The organism is Curtobacterium sp. PhB115, assembly GCF_003752025.1.
Lineage (GTDB): Bacteria > Actinomycetota > Actinomycetes > Actinomycetales > Microbacteriaceae > Curtobacterium.
This window is the reverse complement of record NZ_RJKR01000010.1, coordinates 51119-69464: the sequence shown is the minus strand read 5'-3', so window position 1 is coordinate 69464 and position 18346 is coordinate 51119. Positions and strand designations below refer to the sequence as shown.

Sequence of the window (18346 nt, the reverse complement as noted above, 5' to 3'; positions counted from 1 at the left end):
GTCCCCTGATGATGCAGCGAATCGACCTCCGCGGCGGCCTGCCCGCCCGTGCCGAACTCCTCCGACTCATGCCCCGTGCCATCGGCGACGTCTCGCACGCCGTCGACGCCGCGCGCGAGCTCGTCCAGGACGTCCGACACCGGGGAGCGGACGCGCTGCGCGACCAGGCCGAACGGTTCGACGGCGGTGCCCCCGCGAACGTCCGCGTGCCCGCCGCCGAGATCGCCGCGGCCGTCGCCGGTCTCACCCCGGAGCTCCGGACGGCCCTCGACGAGGCCATCCGCCGCGTCCGGGCCGCCAGCGCCGCCCAGGTGCCCGCCGCCTCGGTCACCACGCTCGCCGACGGCGCCGAGGTCCACCAGCGCTGGCAGCCGATGCGCCGCGTCGGCCTGTACGTGCCCGGCGGCAAGGCCGTGTACCCGTCGAGCGTCGTGATGAACGTGGTGCCGGCCCAGGTCGCCGGCGTCCGCTCGATCGCCCTCGTGTCCCCGCCGCAGCGCGACCACGGCGGCGCGGTGCACCCGACGATCCTCGCCGCGGCCGGGCTGCTCGGCATCGACGAGGTCTACGCGATGGGCGGTGCCGGCGCGATCGGTGCGCTGGCGTACGGCGTGCCGTCGATCGACCTCGAACCGGTCGACCTCGTCACCGGCCCTGGCAACAACTACGTCGCCGCGGCGAAGCGCCTGGTGCGCGGGGTCGTCGGCATCGACGCCGAGGCCGGTGCCACCGAGATCCTCGTGATCGCGGACGACACCGCCGACCCCGGGTTCGTCGCCGCCGACCTCATCAGCCAGGCCGAGCACGACGAGCAGGCCGGCAGTGTGCTGGTGACGACGTCGGCGGCGTTCGCCGACGCGGTGGAAGCCGCCATCCCGGAACGCACGGCGGTGCTCGGGACGGCTGCGCGCCTCCAGGCCGCCCTGGACGGACCGCAGTCGGCGGTCGTGCTGGTGGACTCGCTCGCCGACGCCGCGACCGTCAGCAACGCGTACGGGCCGGAGCACCTCGAGATCCAGACCGCGGACGACGACGCCGTGCTCGCCGACATCGACGCCGCCGGTGCGGTGTTCGTCGGACCGAGCACGCCCGTCAGCCTGGGGGACTACCTGGCCGGGTCGAACCACGTGCTGCCCACCGGCGGCCAGGCACGCTTCGGCTCCGGGCTGTCCGCGTCGACGTTCCTCCGGCCGCAGCAGGTCATCCGGTACTCGGCCACGGCCCTCGACGAGGTCGCCGGGCACATCGTCGCCCTGTCGACGGAGGAGCAGCTCCCCGCGCACGGCGCCGCCGTGACGGAGCGCACGAACCGGTAGCCTGGGCGACGACATGTTCTGCCCCTTCTGCCGCCACCCGGACTCCCGCGTCGTCGACTCCCGGACGAGCGACGACGGTACCTCCATCCGACGCCGCCGCCAGTGCCCCAACTGCGGGCGCCGGTTCTCGACGACCGAGACCGCTTCGCTCAACGTGGTGAAGCGCAACGGCGTCACCGAACCCTTCAGCCGCGACAAGATCGTCTCCGGCGTGCGCAAGGCGTGCCAGGGCCGCCCGGTCACCGACGGCGACCTCGCGGTGCTCGCGCAGCGGGTCGAGGAGACCGTGCGGTCCTCCGGCTCGAGCCAGATCGACGCGAACGACATCGGGCTCGCGATCCTCGCGCCGCTCCGTGAGCTCGACGAGGTCGCGTACCTCCGGTTCGCCAGCGTCTACCAGGCCTTCGACTCGCTCGAGGACTTCGAGGACGCCATCGGCCAGCTCCGCATCGACCACCACAGCGCCACGGCGACGGGCGCCGACGCGTGAGCAACATCGCGGAACGACTCGTCCGCGGTGGCTACGCCGTCGTGTTCCGTTCCGTGTTCGCGAACATGGACCCGGAGCGGGCCCACCACCTCGCGTTCGCGGTCATCAAGGTGTTGCCGCACGTCCCGATCGTGAGCGGTCTGGTCGAGCGGTACTCCCGGCCCTCGGGCAAGGACGGCATCACCACGATGGGGATCCACTTCCCGTCCCGGTTCGGCCTCGCCGCCGGGTTCGACAAGGACGCCAAGGGCATCGGCGGACTCGGTCTGCTCGGCTTCGGCCACGTCGAGGTCGGCACGATCACCGCGAAGCCCCAGCCCGGCAACGAGCGACCGCGACTCTTCCGGCTCATCGCCGACCGGGCGCTCATCAACCGGATGGGCTTCAACAACCACGGCGCGCCCGCTGCAGCACGACGCCTCGAGCGAGCCCGGCGGAACCCCGGCCGTCCCGTCATCGGTGTGAACATCGGCAAGAGCCGGGTCGTCGCGGTCGAGGACGCCGTCGACGACTACCTCGAGTCCACCCGCCTGCTCGCGCCGTTCGCCGACTACCTGGCGGTCAACGTCAGCTCGCCGAACACCCCGGGTCTGCGCGGCCTGCAGGAGCTCGACCAGCTCCGTCCGCTGCTGTCCGCGGTGCGTGACTCTGCCGGCCGGGTCCCCGTGCTCGTCAAGATCGCGCCGGACCTGACCGACGAGCAGGTCGACGCCATCGCGGAGCTCGCGGTGTCGCTCGGGCTCGCCGGGGTCATCGCGAACAACACCACGATCTCGCGCGAGAACCTGACCGCCGACCCGTCCGACGTCGAGGCGATGGGCGCCGGGGGGCTCTCCGGCGCACCCGTCGCCGCACGGTCGCTCGAGGTCCTGCGGCGCGTCCGTGCCGCCGTGCCGGACGACTTCTGCGTGATCGCGGTCGGCGGTGTCACCACCGAGCAGGACGTCCAGGACCGCATCGAGGCCGGCGCGACGCTCGTGCAGGGCTACACGGCGTTCCTCTACGAGGGGCCGACCTGGGCGACCCGCATCAACCGCTTGCGGCGGCGTCGCTTGCGGCGCGCCACGCGCTGAGCGCGCTGCGCTGCGCGTGCTGCGCTGCGCGTGCTGCGCTGCGCTGCGCGTGCTGAGCGCGCTGAGCGCTGAGCGCGCTGAGCGTGCTGACCCGGACGCGCTGACGCACCACGGGGCCGCCCCCGGCGTCACGCACGCCCCGGACGGCCGGGAGGTCCGTGGCGGCGCCGTCCCGCGCCTCCCGTCCGCCCTGTGCGCGCGTGGGGCTCGCGCCGCCTGCCGCTTGATGAGCAGAAATGGTCGGGTGCGCGCTGCCGACTCGACCATTTCTGCTCACCATCGCGCCGCGCGCGCTGCGCGCCGCGCCGCGCGCCGCGCCGCGCGCCGCCCGCCCCTCCGTTTCGTGAGCAGAAATGGTCGGGTGCGCGCTACTGACTCGACCATTTCTGCTCACCATCGCGCCGCGCGCGCTGCGCGGGAACGACGAAGCGCCGCCCGGCGAGGCCGGACGGCGCTTCGGTGCGCTCGCGCGCGGGTCAGAGCGTGGGGTACTGGCCCCGCTTGACCTGCGGCTTCGGCAGACGCAGGAAGCGCAGCTGCCACGCCCGCGTCAGGATGTAGAGGAACGTGCCGCGCTGCATCTCGCCGAACTTCGTGGTGAGCTTGCGGCGCAGGGAGAGCCAGAGCACGACGCAGTCGATCACGAAGAGTGCCACGAACGCCCAGACGAGCAGGAGCGAGTACGAGGCGAGTGCGGTCTGCGACGCTGCGAAACCGACGATCAGGAAGACGACGAGCACCGGCATCATGATCTCGCCGACGTTCCAGCGGGCATCGATCCAGTTGCGGACGAAGCGTCGCTGGTCACCGCGGTCCTTCGCCGGCAGGTAGCGCTCCTCGCCGTTCGCCATGCCGACTCGGGCACGCTCGCGGTCGGAGTTGAGCCGTGCACGCGCCGCCTTCTTGTCCACCGGCGTGTTGCCGACGAGCGGGCGACGGTTCGCGGCCTCGCGCTCACGGCGGGACGGCGTCGGGCGGCCCTTGCCCTGCTCGAGGAGTTCTTCCTCGGAGGGGTTCACGGTCGTGTTGGTCTTGGGGGCTGCCTTCGCCACGGTGCGTTCCTAACGGCGGTGTGCGTGCGGGATCGTCCTCTAGATTACCGGGCATGACCGACACCGAACAGCACAGCACCGCGACCGACCCCGCACTCCTCGACGCCCTCCGCGAACAGGTGCAGGGCGCACTGCCCGCCACGATCGCCGATCTGTCCGCGCTCGTGCGCCTGCCGTCGGTGTCCTGGTCGGCGTTCGACCCCGCGAACGTGCGGGCGAGCGCCGAGGCCGTCGCGGACCTGGCGCGGTCCACCGGCGTGTTCGGCGCCGACGACGTGCGGATCATCCGCTCGGCCTTCGACGGCTCCACGGCCGCCGTCGCCGAGGCGGACGCGGCGACGGGCCTCGGCCAGCCGGCGGTCCTCGCGGTGCGACCCGCCCGGAACGGCAAGCCGACCGTGATGCTCTACGCGCACCACGACGTGCAGCCGCAAGGCGACGACGCACTCTGGGAGACGCCGCCGTTCGAGCCGACGCTCCGCGGTGACCGGCTGTACGGCCGCGGTGCCTCGGACGACAAGGCCGGCGTGATGACGCACATCGCCTCGCTGCGGGCGATCCACGCGCAGTTCGGCGACGACCTCGACCTCGGTGTCGTGCTGTTCGTCGAGGGCGAGGAGGAGTTCGGCTCCCGCTCGTTCCGCACGTTCCTGCGGGAGCAGAAGGAGCACCTCGCCGCCGACGTCATCGTGGTCGCGGACAGCGACAACTGGTCGGTCGACGTCCCCTCGATCACGGTGTCCCTGCGCGGGAACGTGACGTTCAAGCTCACGCTGACCACCCTCGAGCACGCGAGCCACAGCGGCATGTTCGGGGGAGCGGCCCCCGACGCGATGATCCCGATGGTGAAGCTGCTCTCCTCGCTGCACGACGATGCCGGCTCGGTCGCGGTCGAGGGCCTGACCTCGTACGACGCCGACGTGCCGGACCGCACGGACGACGAGCTCGCCGCCGACGCCGCACTGCTGCCCGGCGTCCGCCCGATCGGCACCGGCGCGGTGCTGTCGCGGATGTGGTTCCAGCCGTCGATCACCGTGACCGGCATGGACGTCCCGAGCGTCGCGAACGCCTCGAACACGCTCCTGCCGACGGTGTCCGCCCGCGTCTCGGTCCGCATCGCCCCCGGGCAGGACGGTCCGGCGGCGTACGCGGCCGTCGAGCGGCACCTGCGCGAGCACGTGCCGTTCGGCGCGAAGCTCGAGATCACCGAGGCGGACAGCGGCGACGGCTTCCTCGTCGACACCGCCGGCTGGGCCGTGCAGGAGGCCCGGACCGCCATGCGCGAGGGCTGGGGCGCCGAGGCGGTCGAACAGGGCATCGGCGGCTCGATCCCGTTCGTCTCGGACCTGGCCGCCGAGTTCCCGGAGGCGCAGATCCTGGTGACGGGCGTCGAGGACCCGGACACCCGTGCGCACAGCCCGAACGAGTCCCAGCACCTCGGCGTGCTGCACCGTGCGATCGCGTCGGAGACGATCCTGCTCGCCAGGCTCGCGACGCGCAGCTGACGGTGCTTACAATCGACGCCAGGCGCGGTGAACGGCACCGCCCGGAGGGAGACGCGCGATGAGCGACACCATCACCGACGAAGCACCGGCGACCGAGGCAGCGTCCCACGGCGTCCTCCTGAGCGACGCCGCTGCCGGCAAGGTGGCCAGCCTCCTCGAGCAAGAGGGGCGCGACGACCTCCGACTGCGCCTCGCCGTGCAGCCCGGTGGCTGCTCCGGCCTGATCTACCAGCTCTACTTCGACGAGCGTCTGCTCGACGGTGACACCACCGCCGAGTTCGACGGGGTCGAGGTCGTCGTCGACAAGATGAGCGTCCCGTACCTCGACGGCGCGACGATCGACTTCGAGGACACGATCCAGAAGCAGGGCTTCACGATCGACAACCCCAACGCGCAGGGCAGCTGCGCGTGCGGTGACAGCTTCCACTGATCGCCGAGCGATCCGACACGCGAGCGGGGAGTGGCCGACACGGCCGCTCCCCGCTCGCGTTCTCCATGGGGGAGCGGGCGCACTCGAGCGCGGCATGACCGGGGAAAACCCGGACTCCGGGGGTGCGGATCGGGGCCAGAGGCGTGTCGGGTGTGCGCGAGCGGTACCGAGCTGCGAGTAAGCTAGGAGTGTTCCAATCAAGCTGGGAGCCACCCAAGAGCCGCCTCCGTGCTGCTCGCTGTGCTCGGCTCCGAGCTCACGTCTTTTGCGAGAGGTAACAGTGCGTTCGAATCGCCGTATACGTTGGGCGGCCGTCCCGGTGGCCGTCGGTCTGGTCATCGCACTGGCTGGCTGCACGCAGCAGCAGATGAACGGATGGCTCCCCGGCACGGAGGAGACGAAGGACGTCACGAACCACACGAGCCGCATCGTCGGCCTGTGGACCACCAGCTGGGTCGTGCTCCTCGCCGTCGGTCTCATCGTGTGGGGCCTGATCATCTGGGCAGCGATCGTGTACCGCCGCCGGAAGGGCCAGACCGGCCTGCCCGTGCAGATGCGCTACAACATGCCGCTCGAGATCTTCTACACGATCGTGCCGCTGATCCTGGTGCTCGGCTTCTTCGCCTTCACCGCGAAGGACCAGGCCGCGATCGAGAAGCCGTTCACGAACCCCGACGCGACGATCCACGTCTACGGCAAGCGCTGGGCGTGGGACTTCAACTACATCGACAAGAACAACCCCGAGGACAGCGTCTACTACCAGGGCATCCAGGCCCAGGAAGAAGAGAACGCCGACGGGGCCATCGACGAGTCGCAGCTCCCGACCCTGTACCTGCCCAAGGGCAAGAAGGTCGCGATCGAGCTCTCCTCGCGTGACGTCGACCACTCCTTCTGGATCATCGACTTCCTCTACAAGAAGGACATGCTCCCGGGCAAGACGAACTGGGAGTACTTCATCCCGGAGAAGCTCGGCACCTACCAAGGCAAGTGCGCCGAGCTCTGCGGTGAGTACCACTCGCTCATGCTCTTCCAGGTGAAGGTCGTCACGCCGACGCAGTACCAGGCGTACCTCGACACCCTCACCGAGCAGGGCAAGGTCGGCCTCCTCGGCGACGAGTACAACACCAACACGAACGAACCGAACAACAAGGCGCCGGTCGAGGCGTCCAGCGAGAACAAGTAGGGGCTCGTCAGATGACAACGTCACTCGTCGGCCAACCGACCCAGACCTCGACGCCGGACTTCCAGGCGTCGAAGGTGGGCCGGAAGGGCAACATCATCGTCCGGTGGATCACCTCCACCGACCACAAGACCATCGGGTACATGTACCTGATCGCGTCGTTCGTCTTCTTCCTGCTCGCGGGTGTGATGGCCCTGGTCATCCGCGCCCAGCTGTTCGAGCCCGGCCTGCACGTGGTCGCGACGAAGGAGCAGTACAACCAGCTCTTCACGATGCACGGCACGATCATGCTGCTGATGTTCGCGACGCCGCTGTTCTCCGGCTTCGCGAACGCGATCATGCCGCTGCAGATCGGTGCCCCCGACGTCGCCTTCCCGCGACTCAACGGGTTCGCCTTCTGGCTGTACCTGTTCGGCTCGCTCATCGCGGTCGGTGGCTTCCTCACCCCGCAGGGCGCCGCGTCCTTCGGCTGGTTCGCCTACGCCCCACTGAGTGACACGACGTTCACACCAGGGCTCGGCGGCACGTTGTGGGTCTTCGGGCTCGGCATGACCGGCTTCTCGACGATCCTCGGTGCGGTGAACTTCATCACCACGATCATCACGATGCGTGCCCCGGGTCTGACCATGTTCCGCATGTCGATCTTCACGTGGAACACCCTCGTGACGGCCCTCCTCGTGCTGATGGCCTTCCCGGTCCTCGCGACGGCGCTGTTCGGCCTCGGGCTCGACCGCGTGTTCGACGCCCAGATCTTCAACCCGGCCAACGGCGGAGCCCTGCTCTGGCAGCACCTCTTCTGGTTCTTCGGCCACCCCGAGGTCTACATCATCGCCCTGCCGTTCTTCGGCATCGTCTCCGAGGTCTTCCCGGTCTTCAGCCGCAAGCCGATCTTCGGGTACAAGACCCTCGTCTACGCGACCATCGCCATCGCAGCCCTGTCGGTCACGGTGTGGGCGCACCACATGTACGTCACCGGAGGCGTCCTGCTCCCGTGGTTCTCGCTCATGACGATGCTCATCGCGGTCCCGACCGGCGTGAAGATCTTCAACTGGGTCGGCACGATGTGGCGCGGTTCGGTCACGTTCGAGACGCCGCTCCTCTGGGCCGTCGGCTTCCTCATCACCTTCACCTTCGGTGGTCTCACCGGTGTGATCCTGGCGTCGCCGCCGCTCGACTTCCACGTGTCCGACTCGTACTTCGTCGTCGCACACTTCCACTACGTGGTCTTCGGCACCGTCGTCTTCGCGATGTTCTCCGGCTTCTACTTCTGGTGGCCGAAGTGGACCGGCAAGATGCTCAACGAGCGTCTCGGCAAGATCCACTTCTGGCTCCTGTTCATCGGGTTCCACACCACGTTCCTCATCCAGCACTGGCTGGGCGTCATCGGCATGCCGCGTCGGTACGCGACGTACCTGCCGAACGACGGCTTCACCTGGATGAACCAGCTGTCGACGATCGGCTCGATGATCCTCGCGATCTCGTTCCTGCCGTTCATCTTCAACGTCTACGTGACCGCTCGGAACGCACCGAAGGTCGCCGTGAACGACCCGTGGGGCTACGGCCGCTCGCTCGAGTGGGCCACCAGTTGCCCGCCGCCCCGCCACAACTTCACGTCGATCCCGCGGATCCGTTCCGAGTCCCCGGCCTTCGACCTGAACCACCCCGAGGCGGGTGTGCCGATCGGTGTCGGTCCCGCCAAGGACGCCCCGGACGCTCCGACCTACGACGCCGCGAAGGGCGAGGTGAAGTAAGGCCATGCGCGCCAACGTCAACCTGTTCTGGATCCTCTTCGGGTTCTTCATCCTCGCGGACGCCGCATACACCATCTGGGCACTGATCTACTTCGGTGAGCCGGAGTGGGTCGGCACCGTGGCCATCGGCCTCACGGGTCTGATGTCCGCCTTCATCGCGTTCTACCTGGGCAAGGTGATGTCGTCCCAGGGCGGCGACCTGCCCGAGGACCGTCCGGACGCCAACATCGAGGACGGCGACGCCGAGCTCGGGCACTTCAGCCCGTGGTCGTGGTGGCCCATCCTGCTGGCCGGCGCGGTCGCGCTCTGCTTCCTCGGTGTCGCAGCCGGGCTGTGGATCGTCCCGATCGGGCTCGTCTTCGTGGCGATCACCCTGGTCGGCTGGGTCTACGAGTACTACCGCGGCAACTTCGGGCACTGACCCAGCGCTCCAGCGCACCTGACACATTCGGGCGGCACCGCACACGGTGCCGCCCGAAGTGCGTCCGGGGGCCAGCCACAACCTCCGGTCCCGATCCGGAACAAACGGGCCCGCCCGCGACTTGACTGGAGCGGACCTCCCACCACAGCGAAAGGAGTCACCTCAGGTGACCGACAAGCGCACCCTCATCATCTTCGGCGCGACGGGCGACCTCGCCTCCCGCCTGCTGCTGCCGGGCCTCGGCACGTTCCTGCAGAGCGGTCGAGCGGTTCCCGTCCAGCTGATCGGCACGGGCCGCAGCGCCCGGTCCGAGGAGCAGTGGAAGGACATCGTCACGAAGTCCTTCGCGTCGCAGGACGTCAAGGGCCCCGAGGTCGACGCGACCCTCGCCTCGACGGAGTTCATCCAGGGCGACCCCACCGACCCGGAGCACCTGAAGGCACTGCTCGCAGCGGCCGACGCCGAGCCGATCCTGTACTTCGCACTCCCGCCGCAGATCGCCTCGGACATCTGCGAGGCGCTCGAGCACGTCGAGCTCCCCACCGGCACCACGCTCGCGTTCGAGAAGCCGTTCGGCACCGACGTCGCCAGCGCGAAGGCCCTCAACGAGACGGTGCTCAAGCTCGTCCCCGAAGAGCGCGTGCACCGCACCGACCACTTCCTCGGTCGCACCACGGTGCTCAACATCATCGGTCTGCGCTTCGCGAACCGGCTGTTCGAGCCGATCTGGAACGCGGACAACATCGAGAAGGTCGACGTCTTCTACGACGAGACCCTCGGTCTCGAGAACCGTGCCCAGTACTACGACGAGGCCGGTGCGATGGTCGACATGATCCAGTCGCACCTGCTGCAGATCCTCGGCCTGGTCACGATGGACGCCCCGGCAGCCATCGACGCCGTCGAGTTCCGTTCGTCGCTGGCGCGTGCGCTGCGTTCGACGCGGCTCAAGGGCGACGACCCGAAGATCGCCTCGCGTCGTGCCGTCTACACGGCCGGCACCATCGACGGCAAGGACCTGCCGTCGTACCAGGACGAGGACGGCGTCGACCCGTCGCGCCAGACGGAGACCCTCGCCGAGATCTCGGTCGAGGTCGACACCGCCCGCTGGGCCGGCGTCCCCTTCACGCTGCGCTCCGGCAAGGCCCTCGGCGCCAGCCGCAAGGAGGTCCTCATCACCTTCAAGCCGGTCACGCGTCTGCCCTCCGGCCTGAGCGGTCGTCCGAAGACGGACACGCTGCGCATCGTCCTGAACCCGGACGAGATCGAGCTGACCGTGTCGGCCAACGGTGGCGGCAACCCGTTCGAGATGGGCCAGGTCACGCTGTCCTCGTCCTTCAGCGACGGCGAGCTCACCCCCTACGGCGAGGTCCTCAACGGCATCTTCCACGACGACCCGCTGCTCTCGATCCGCGGCGACGTGGCCGAGCGCTGCTGGGAGATCGTCGAGCCGGTCGTCAAGGCCTGGAAGGCCGACGAGGTCCCGCTCGAGGAGTACCGCGCCGGTTCGCGTGGTCCGGCGGACTGGGAGTCGTCCTCCTGACGCACGCCGTGTCCTGATGCGCTCCACCTGACGGACGGGAGGCGCGGTGCCAGCTGGCACCGCGCCTCCCGTCCGTTTCGTGGTCAGGACCACCCCATCAGGCGGGTGCGCCTGCGCGCTCACCCTCGCCGGTCCACGACCGGGTCCCGCCGTCGTGGACGGGGAGCCGGGTGCGGTGGCCGGTCGCGGCACCCCGCGCGCGCTGGATCGCGTCCGCCGCCGACACCAGCGTCAGGTGTGAGAGCACCTGCGGGGTGTTGCCGACGTGGTGCCCGGTCTCGACGTCGATCTCCTCGGAGAGCATCCCGACGTCGTTCGCGAAGCCCACCAGGACGTCCATGAGCCGCTCGGCGTCCTCGACCCGACCGGACCCGGCGTACTGCTCGACGAGCCAGAACGAGCACGCCAGGAACGGGTGCTCGGTTCCGGAGAGCCCGTCGAAGCCAGCCTGGGTCCGGTACCGCAGCACGAGACCGTCGGAGCCGACCCGGAGGTCCTCCTCGATGGCCCGGACCGTGCCGATCATGCGCGGGTCACCGGCCTTCAGGTAGCCGATCTGCGGCAGCACGAGCAGGCTCGCGTCGACCTCGTCGGTGTCGTAGTGCTGCCGGTACGAGCCGCGCTCGGCGTTCCAGCCGTGCTCCTCGATCTCGGCGCGGACGGTGTCGCGCAGGCTCCGCCAGCGGTCGGCTGGGCCCTCGAGCCCGAACTCCTCGACGGCGGCGACCCCGCGGTCGAACGCCGCCCAGATCATCGCCCGCGAGTGCGTGAAGTGACGGCGGGGGCCGCGCATCTCCCAGATGCCGTTGTCGGGTTCCTGCCAGTGCTCCTCGACGTAGCCGAGCAGGGCGCGCTGCAGCGCCCAGGAGTCCGCGTTCTCCTCGACGCCGAGCTCGCGGGCGTCGTGCAGGGCGTTGAGCACCTCGCCGAAGACGTCCCCCTGGTACTGCGTGTACGCGCCGTTGCCGATCCGGACCGGCGTGGACCGGGCGTACCCGGGCAGGTTCGCGAGCTCGCGTTCGGGCAGCTCGCGTTCCCCGGCGATGCCGTACATGATCTGCACGTCGGCGGGGTCCCCGGCGATCGCGCGGAGCAGCCAGCCGCGCCAGTGCATCGCCTCGTCGCGGTACCCGTGCGCGATGAGCGACGCGAGCGCCAGCGAGGCGTCCCGGAGCCACACGTACCGGTAGTCCCAGTTCCGCTCGCCACCCGGGTCCTCGGGCAGGCTCGTGGTGGCGGCTGCCACGACGCCGCCGGTCTCGCCGTGCGTCATCGCGCGGAGGAACATCAGCGACTGCCGGGTCGCGGCGACGTACCGGCCCTCGGTGCGGATGGGCGCCATCCACTCACGCCACCACGCCGTCGTGCGGGCGAGCGCCCCGTCGACGTCGAGCCGCTCCGGCGGCTCGCGGTGCGACGGGTACCAGGTGAGGACCGTGTCGAGGACGTCGCCGTCCAGGATCGTCGCCGTCGCGACGTGCCGGTGGTGGTCGGCGTGGAAGTGCGGACCGCGCACGATGACCGAACCCGGGCCGGCGGTGGCGAGGAGCGCCGGGTCGTCCTCGTCGCCGATCTGCCGCACCCAGGGCAGGGCCCGGGCGTAGTCGAACCGGATCCGGAGCGCTTGGCGCACCTCCACCGAGCCGCTGAGCCCACGGACACGGCGGACGATGGTGGCCCGGTGCGCGCCGACGGGCATGAACTCGGTGACCTCGACGACGCCGTCGGTCGTCGTCCAGACCGTGGTGAGCACGAGGGTGTCCTCGCGGTACTGACGGACCGCGGTGGCATCGGGGTCGGTGGGACGGAGGGTCCAGTGCCCGTGGTCCTCCGTCCCGAGGATCGACGCGAACGTGGACGGGCTGTCGAACCGCGGCAGGCACGCCCAGTCGATCGTGCCGTCCCGGCCGACGAGCGCGGCGGTGTACGTGTCACCGATCAGTGCATGGTCCTCGATGCGGTTCGGCGGCGAGGTCGGTCCCGGTGCTCGGTGCTCGGTGCTCATGCGTCGATCGAACCACCGGTTCCCGCACGTCGCGGATCGGTGGTGGCCCGGCGCGCGTTCCTGGCTGAGGGACCCCTCAGGCCGGGTCGGACGCGTCGGCCTCGGCGAGCCCGACGCGGGTGAGCTCGCTCCAGAGTCCGGCACCGTCCGGCGCGAACACCCACGGAGCGGCGGTGTCGCGCGATCGCTCCTGCGCACGGGACCGGCCACCGGCCAGCACCGCCTCGCTCGTGGAGAGCTGGCGGATCGCCACGCCGGCGACGTTCTCGGGGTGCTCACGGGCGAACTCGCCGTACAGCGACTCGTCGTGCTGTCCGTCGTCACCGACGAGCAGCCACTGCACGTCCGGGAAGTCCTCGGCCAGCCGACGGAGGTTCTGCTGCTTGTGCAGCTGCCCGCTCCGGAAGAAGCGGTCGTGGGTGGGGCCCCAGTCGGTCAGGAGCAGCGTGCCTGACGGGTACATGTTGCGGGTGAGGAAGCGCTGCAGCGTCGGCGCGACGTTCCACGCCCCGGTCGACAGGTAGACCGTCGGCGCTCCCGGGTGCTGCGCGAGCACGCGTTCGTAGAGCACAGACATGCCGGGGACGGGTCGCCGCGCGTGCTCGGTCAGGACGAAGGAGTTCCAGGCCGCGAGCATCGGGCGGGGGAGCGAGGTCACCATCACGGTGTCGTCGATGTCGGACAGCAGGCCGAACCGGGTGTCCGGGTGCACGACGAAGACGTCGGCCTCGACGTCGCGCCCGCCACCGGCGGAGAGCCGCACCGTGCGCCAGCCCGGCTCGAGGTCGATCGGGACGATCGTGTCGACGACGCCGCCGCGGTCCGTCTCGACGACGTGCGAGACCCCGCCGGCGGTGACGGTGACCTCGGCGTGGTCGACGGCGACGCTCGTGAAGCTCTTCCAGCCGCGGACCCCGGCGTACGAGACGTCGGAGGCGAGCCCGCGACGGGTCAGCAGAACCCGGCAGAGGATGCGGACCCAGCCCGGTGCGCCGTACCCGGTGTACGGGACCACGGTGGGCACGAGGCCACGTCGGACGGCGCGCTGTTCGCGGAACTCCTGGACGGCGTCCTCGATCCGCGCTGCGCGGTGCAGGAGCGGCTCGGCCAACGACGGCTCGTGGGGCGTCGGGTCGGGCATGCACCGATCATCCCACGCCCGACCCGGATGTCCACGAACCGGGGTACGGACATGGTGAGTCGCAGCCACGTTCCAGCCACTCTCTGCGAAAGTTGACCCCGTCACACCAACCAACCGCGCTGGAGCGCAAGAGGAGAACACGTGCTCGTCACCGAGGTAACGAACGCTCTGCCGGGGGGATCATCACTGCTCAGGAACGAGCCGGTCCAAGCCCGCAGTTCGGCGCGCCTCGCCGGCCTCCTCGACGCCGCTGCCGCGGTCATCGACGAGATCGGGTTCGAGCGGCTCACGACCGCCATGGTCGCCGAGCGGGCGGGGGCGTCCATCGGCACCGTCTACCGGTACTTCCCGGACCGCATCGCCGTGGTCGAGGCGCTGGCGATCCGCTGCACCCAGCGGCTCGCGGCCCGCTTCGTCGAGGCGCTCGACGCCAGCGGCGCCGAGACCTGGCAGGACGCCTGCGACGCGCTCATCGACATGACCGCCGAGATGTACCGCACCGAACCGGGCTTCCGGGCGATCCGCTTCGGCGACCCCGCGGACACCGGCACCGGTGACGCCGAGGACCGCATGGGAGCGCTCGGCGGTGCCGTCGGTCAGATCATGCGGGACCGTTTCGGGCTGCCGGACACCGAGCGCATGAACCGTGCCTGGGTCGTGCTCGCCGAGTCCGGGCACGCCGTACTCGCCCGGGCGCACCGCGACCGCGAACACCCCGACACCGCGCTCATCGAGGAGTACCGCACGATGAACCACGCGCACCTGGAAGCGGTCATCGCCGCGTCCTGACCGGCCGCACCCATCCGACGACGCCCGTCCCTCCGAACAGGAGGGGCGGGCGTCGTCCGTCGTCCCGCCGTGTCGCGAACACGTCACGGAAGCGTCACGGATCGTCACGGCTGAACCACCGTCGGACCCTGCGGGTACTCTCGTGCGGAGTCGGGCTACCTCCGAACAGAAGGGCACCCCATGATCGAGTTCCGCTCGGTGCGCAAGACCTACCCGGACGGCACCACCGCGGTCGACGACTTCGACCTCGTCATCCCCTCCCGGACCACCACCGTCTTCGTCGGATCCAGCGGCTGCGGCAAGACCACCCTGCTCCGGATGATCAACCGCATGGTCGACCCCACCTCGGGCTCGGTCCAGATCGACGGCTCGGACGTCGCGGGCGTCGACCCCGTCAAGCTGCGACGGAGCATCGGCTACGTCATGCAGAACTCGGGGCTGCTGCCGCACCGCAAGGTCGTCGACAACATCGCGACCGTGCCGCTGCTGACCGGCGTCTCCAAGGCCGACGCCCGGAAGCGTGCGCTCGAGCTGATGGACACCGTCGGGCTCGACCGGGCGTTCGCGGACCGGTACCCCTCGCAGCTGTCCGGGGGGCAGCAGCAGCGCGTCGGTGTCGCCCGCGGTCTCGCGGTCGACCCGAACATCCTGCTGATGGACGAACCGTTCGGCGCCGTCGACCCCCTCGTGCGCAACGACCTGCAGGACGAGCTCATCCGGCTGCAGCGCGAGCTCGGCAAGACCGTCGTGTTCGTGACGCACGACATCGACGAGGCCTTCAAGCTCGGCGATCAGGTCGTCATCCTGAAGAAGGGTGGCGAGATCGCCCAGCAGGGCACGCCGTCGGAGATCCTGGCCGAGCCGGCGGACGACTTCGTCGCGAACTTCATCGGCGCCGGTCGGGGCCGACGGGCGCTCCGCGTCGAGCAGACACCGACCGGGCCGATCGTCGTGGACGGTGAGGGCCGCGCAGCCGGTGTGCTCACCGGTCCGGTGCAGGTGGTCGATGCTGCAGCGGCGGTCGAGCAGACCCCGCGGAGCGACGCGTGAACTGGGTCTTCGGCAACCTCGACACGATCACGTCGAACCTGATCGCGCACGTCTGGCTGTCGATCCCGCCGATCGTGATCAGCTTCGTGCTGTCCGTGCCGATCGGGTTGCTCGTGTCCCGGCTCCGCGCCCGGACCGGACCGGCGCGTGCCACGGGTTCGACGGTCGTGGTCATCGCCAGCCTGCTCTACACGATCCCGGCGCTCCCGCTGTTCCTCGTGCTGCCCGCGATCCTCGGCACGAGCTACCTCGACCCGGTGAACGTCATCATCGCGCTCACGATCTTCGGTGTGGCGCTGATGGTCCGGTCCGCCGCCGACGCCATCGACGCGGTCGACCCGGACGTCGTCCAGGCGTCCGAGGCGCTCGGCTACTCGCCGGTGCAGCGGTTCTTCCGCGTCGAGCTCCCGCTGTCCGGTCCGGTGCTCCTGGCCGGCATCCGGGTCGTCTCGGTGTCGACGATCAGCCTCGTCACGGTCGGTGCGCTGATCGGCATCCCGAACCTCGGCTTCCTGCTGACCGACGGGCTCAAGCGCGGCATCAGCGTCGAGATCCTCACCGGCATCGTCCTGACGATCGTGCTCGCACTGGCGATCGACGGCCTGCTCGTGCTCCTCGGTCGCCTCGTGATGCCGTGGACCCGGGGCGGCAGCCGTGCCGCCAGGGCCGTCCGCCGCCGTGCCGCCGCCGACGTCGAGACCCAGAAGGTGGCCGCGTGAACCTCTTCGCCCAGGGCTTCGCCTGGATCTTCGACCCCGCGAACAACACCGGCAGCAACGCCATCGGTGTGCGGCTGTGGGAGCACGTCTGGATCACCCTGCTCGCGGTGGCGATCGCCGTCGTGATCGCGGTGCCGCTCGGGCTGCTCATCGGGCACACCGGCAAGGGGCGCTCCATCGCGGTCGGCGTCTCCGGGGGCATCCGCGCGCTCCCGACGCTCGGTCTCCTCACCCTGCTCGCGCTCGCACTCGGCCTCGGACTCGGCGCGCCGCTCATCGCGCTCGTCGTGCTCGCGATCCCGTCGATCCTCGCCGGTGCGTACTCCGGGGTGGAGGCGATCGACCGCGTGACGATCGACGCCGCGCGGGCCCAGGGCATGACCGCCTGGCAGATCCTCGGCAAGGTCGAGATCCCGCTCGCGCTGCCGCTAATCGTCGGTGGCATCCGAGCCGCCGTGCTGCAGGTCGTCGCCACCGCGACCCTCGTGGCCTACATCAACGCCGGAGGGCTGGGCGGCTACGCCTTCTCCGGCATCGCCAACTCGGACTACGCCGAGGTGCTGGGCGGCTCGATCGTCGTCATCGCCCTCGCCATCGCCTTCGAGATCCTCTTCGCCGTGCTGCAGCGGCTCGCCGTCCCCGCGGGTGTCTCCGCCGGCGCGGCCAGCCGGTCAGGGCGGAGCACCCGTCGCTCGGCACCACGAGCATCAACCCCTGTGGAAGGAACCACACCGTGATCACAGCAACCACCCGGCGTCTCGCCGCGACCATCGCCGTCGCGTCCGCTGCCGCCATCGCCCTCGCGGGCTGCTCCTCGAGCGACCCGCTGTCCTCGGGCTCGGGCGGCGGCTCGGGCGACACCATCACCGTCGGCTCGCAGGCCTACCCCTCGAACGAGATCATCGCCGAGCTGTACGCGCAGGAGCTCGAGCACGAGGGCTTCACCGTCAAGAAGCAGCTCAACATCGGCCAGCGCAAGGCGTACTGGCCCGAGGTCGAGAAGGGGAGCATCAACGTCTTCCCGGAGTACAACGGCAACCTGCTGAACTACCTCCTGCAGGAGGACGGCAAGGACACCACGACCGAGACGACGACGGACGGCATCAACGACGCCCTGTCGGGCATCCTGCCCTCCGACGTCAAGGCACTCGCCTCCGCCGACGCGTCCGACGCCGACACCTACACGGTGACGCAGGCGACGGCCGACAAGTACGACCTCAAGTCGATCGCCGACCTGTCGAAGATCGGCGGCACGATCTCGATCGCCGCCAACCCGGAGTTCGCCACCGCTGCCTACGGTCCGAAGGGCCTCAAGGCGAAGTACGGCATCACCGGTGAGGTCAACCAGCAGAACGACTCCGGTGGCCCGCTGACGATCAAGGCGATCCAGGACGGCGACTCGCAGGTCGCCGACATCTACTCGGCCAGCGCCTCGATCAAGACCGAGAAGCTCGTCACGCTCGAGGACCCGAAGCACCTGGTGCCGGCGAACAACGTCACGCCCATCGTGTCGAAGGACCTCGACTCGAAGGCGGCCGACGCCATCGAGAAGGTGAACAAGCTGCTCACCACCGACGTGCTCATCGAGCTGAACCGCCAGAACTCGGTGGACGAGAAGTCGGCGGCCTCGGTCGCGAAGACCTTCCTGCAGGACAACGACCTGCTCTGAGGACCGCGCGGGACCTCCGCAGAGATAAACGACAGGCGTCGGGCAACTGCCCGGCGCCTGTCGTCGTTCGTGATCCGGACACGCAGCACATCCGTGCCGCACGGTTGTGCCGTGCAATGCCCCTGCACGTTCGTGCAGAGAGTACTTCTACAAGTTGTCGAACGGGGGTTCGGAGCGGTAGCGTTGCAGTGTCCCAACGGCTGTGACACCTGATG

17 protein-coding genes are annotated in these 18346 nt (G+C 69.9%); 14 read left to right on the top strand and 3 right to left on the bottom strand.

Going from position 1 to position 18346, the window contains the following annotated elements:
- Nucleotides 1-8 precede the first annotated feature (8 nt).
- From hisD to EDF19_RS14545, 3 genes are read left to right on the top strand one after another with little or no spacing between them, the layout of a single operon-like run.
- Complete coding sequence (hisD, locus tag EDF19_RS14555; RefSeq protein ID WP_123681591.1) at nucleotides 9-1316, top strand: histidinol dehydrogenase; 1308 nt, start codon at nucleotides 9-11, stop codon at nucleotides 1314-1316.
- A gap of 13 nt (nucleotides 1317-1329) precedes the next feature.
- Complete coding sequence (gene nrdR / locus EDF19_RS14550; protein ID WP_123681590.1) at nucleotides 1330-1806, top strand: transcriptional regulator NrdR; 477 nt, start codon at nucleotides 1330-1332, stop codon at nucleotides 1804-1806.
- A complete protein-coding gene (locus EDF19_RS14545) occupies nucleotides 1803-2879 on the top strand; it encodes a quinone-dependent dihydroorotate dehydrogenase (RefSeq protein ID WP_123681589.1) in 1077 nt (358 codons plus the stop codon). The genes nrdR and EDF19_RS14545 overlap by 4 nt, the downstream gene beginning before the upstream one ends.
- 476 nt (nucleotides 2880-3355) lie before the next feature.
- Here the strand turns inward: EDF19_RS14545 and EDF19_RS14540 are convergent, their stop codons facing one another.
- Nucleotides 3356-3931, bottom strand: a complete 576-nt coding sequence (locus EDF19_RS14540) for a DUF3043 domain-containing protein (protein ID WP_123681588.1) — start codon at nucleotides 3929-3931, stop codon at nucleotides 3356-3358.
- 53 nt (nucleotides 3932-3984) lie between these two features.
- On the opposite strand from EDF19_RS14540, the gene EDF19_RS14535 reads away from it, so the two are divergent.
- The 6 genes from EDF19_RS14535 to EDF19_RS14510 all read left to right on the top strand — a co-directional run bounded on the left by EDF19_RS14535 (nucleotide 3985) and on the right by EDF19_RS14510 (nucleotide 10758).
- Nucleotides 3985-5436: a dipeptidase gene (locus EDF19_RS14535; RefSeq protein ID WP_123681587.1), complete on the top strand. Its 1452-nt coding sequence runs from the start codon at nucleotides 3985-3987 to the stop codon at nucleotides 5434-5436.
- 58 nt (nucleotides 5437-5494) lie between these two features.
- Nucleotides 5495-5866 (top strand): iron-sulfur cluster assembly accessory protein, encoded by a 372-nt coding sequence (locus EDF19_RS14530; protein ID WP_123681586.1) that lies wholly within the window; start codon nucleotides 5495-5497, stop codon nucleotides 5864-5866.
- 280 nt (nucleotides 5867-6146) lie between these two features.
- Nucleotides 6147-7049 (top strand): cytochrome c oxidase subunit II, encoded by a 903-nt coding sequence (gene coxB, locus EDF19_RS14525; protein WP_123681585.1) that lies wholly within the window; start codon nucleotides 6147-6149, stop codon nucleotides 7047-7049.
- 11 nt (nucleotides 7050-7060) lie between these two features.
- Complete coding sequence (gene ctaD, locus EDF19_RS14520; RefSeq protein ID WP_185022870.1) at nucleotides 7061-8797, top strand: cytochrome c oxidase subunit I; 1737 nt, start codon at nucleotides 7061-7063, stop codon at nucleotides 8795-8797.
- 4 nt (nucleotides 8798-8801) lie between these two features.
- Nucleotides 8802-9218: a cytochrome c oxidase subunit 4 gene (locus EDF19_RS14515; protein WP_123681584.1), complete on the top strand. Its 417-nt coding sequence runs from the start codon at nucleotides 8802-8804 to the stop codon at nucleotides 9216-9218.
- Nucleotides 9219-9384: 166 nt separating this feature from the next.
- On the top strand, nucleotides 9385-10758 hold the full coding sequence (locus EDF19_RS14510; protein ID WP_123681583.1) for a glucose-6-phosphate dehydrogenase: 1374 nt from the start codon (nucleotides 9385-9387) through the stop codon (nucleotides 10756-10758).
- Nucleotides 10759-10855: 97 nt separating this feature from the next.
- Here EDF19_RS14510 and EDF19_RS14505 read toward each other — a convergent pair whose 3' ends face one another.
- Both EDF19_RS14505 and EDF19_RS14500 read right to left on the bottom strand, forming a co-directional pair.
- Complete coding sequence (locus tag EDF19_RS14505; RefSeq protein WP_123681582.1) at nucleotides 10856-12763, bottom strand: glycoside hydrolase family 15 protein; 1908 nt, start codon at nucleotides 12761-12763, stop codon at nucleotides 10856-10858.
- A gap of 76 nt (nucleotides 12764-12839) precedes the next feature.
- Nucleotides 12840-13904 (bottom strand): App1 family protein, encoded by a 1065-nt coding sequence (locus tag EDF19_RS14500; protein WP_123681581.1) that lies wholly within the window; start codon nucleotides 13902-13904, stop codon nucleotides 12840-12842.
- Between the two features lie 141 nt (nucleotides 13905-14045).
- On the opposite strand from EDF19_RS14500, the gene EDF19_RS14495 reads away from it, so the two are divergent.
- The 5 genes from EDF19_RS14495 (at nucleotide 14046) to EDF19_RS14480 (ending at nucleotide 18131) form a co-directional block, all read left to right on the top strand.
- Nucleotides 14046-14693 (top strand): TetR/AcrR family transcriptional regulator, encoded by a 648-nt coding sequence (locus EDF19_RS14495; RefSeq protein ID WP_123681580.1) that lies wholly within the window; start codon nucleotides 14046-14048, stop codon nucleotides 14691-14693.
- Nucleotides 14694-14873: 180 nt separating this feature from the next.
- Nucleotides 14874-15743 carry an ABC transporter ATP-binding protein gene (locus EDF19_RS14490; RefSeq protein ID WP_123681579.1) on the top strand — a complete coding sequence of 290 codons (870 nt, stop codon included), beginning with the start codon at nucleotides 14874-14876 and terminating at the stop codon, nucleotides 15741-15743.
- Nucleotides 15740-16462 (top strand): ABC transporter permease, encoded by a 723-nt coding sequence (locus tag EDF19_RS19215; protein WP_185022869.1) that lies wholly within the window; start codon nucleotides 15740-15742, stop codon nucleotides 16460-16462. The genes EDF19_RS14490 and EDF19_RS19215 overlap by 4 nt, the downstream gene beginning before the upstream one ends.
- Complete coding sequence (locus EDF19_RS19210; protein WP_185022868.1) at nucleotides 16459-17199, top strand: ABC transporter permease; 741 nt, start codon at nucleotides 16459-16461, stop codon at nucleotides 17197-17199. Before EDF19_RS19215 ends, EDF19_RS19210 begins: the two co-directional genes overlap by 4 nt.
- Complete coding sequence (locus tag EDF19_RS14480) at nucleotides 17196-18131, top strand: ABC transporter substrate-binding protein (protein ID WP_260217207.1); 936 nt, start codon at nucleotides 17196-17198, stop codon at nucleotides 18129-18131. The genes EDF19_RS19210 and EDF19_RS14480 overlap by 4 nt, the downstream gene beginning before the upstream one ends.
- Nucleotides 18132-18346: the final 215 nt, after the last annotated feature.

Excerpts from the sequence above, each read along its gene's own strand:
- ctaD (WP_185022870.1), top strand. The coding sequence starts at position 7,061 with ATGACAACGTCACTCGTCGGCCAACCGACCCAGACCTCGACGCCGGAC.
- EDF19_RS14530 (WP_123681586.1), top strand. The coding sequence starts at position 5,495 with ATGAGCGACACCATCACCGACGAAGCACCGGCGACCGAGGCAGCGTCC.
- EDF19_RS14535 (WP_123681587.1), top strand. The coding sequence starts at position 3,985 with ATGACCGACACCGAACAGCACAGCACCGCGACCGACCCCGCACTCCTC.
- nrdR (WP_123681590.1), top strand. The coding sequence starts at position 1,330 with ATGTTCTGCCCCTTCTGCCGCCACCCGGACTCCCGCGTCGTCGACTCC.
- EDF19_RS14505 (WP_123681582.1), bottom strand. The coding sequence starts at position 12,763 with ATGAGCACCGAGCACCGAGCACCGGGACCGACCTCGCCGCCGAACCGC.
- EDF19_RS14515 (WP_123681584.1), top strand. The coding sequence starts at position 8,802 with ATGCGCGCCAACGTCAACCTGTTCTGGATCCTCTTCGGGTTCTTCATC.
- EDF19_RS14500 (WP_123681581.1), bottom strand. The coding sequence starts at position 13,904 with ATGCCCGACCCGACGCCCCACGAGCCGTCGTTGGCCGAGCCGCTCCTG.
- hisD (WP_123681591.1), top strand. The coding sequence starts at position 9 with ATGATGCAGCGAATCGACCTCCGCGGCGGCCTGCCCGCCCGTGCCGAA.
- EDF19_RS14490 (WP_123681579.1), top strand. The coding sequence starts at position 14,874 with ATGATCGAGTTCCGCTCGGTGCGCAAGACCTACCCGGACGGCACCACC.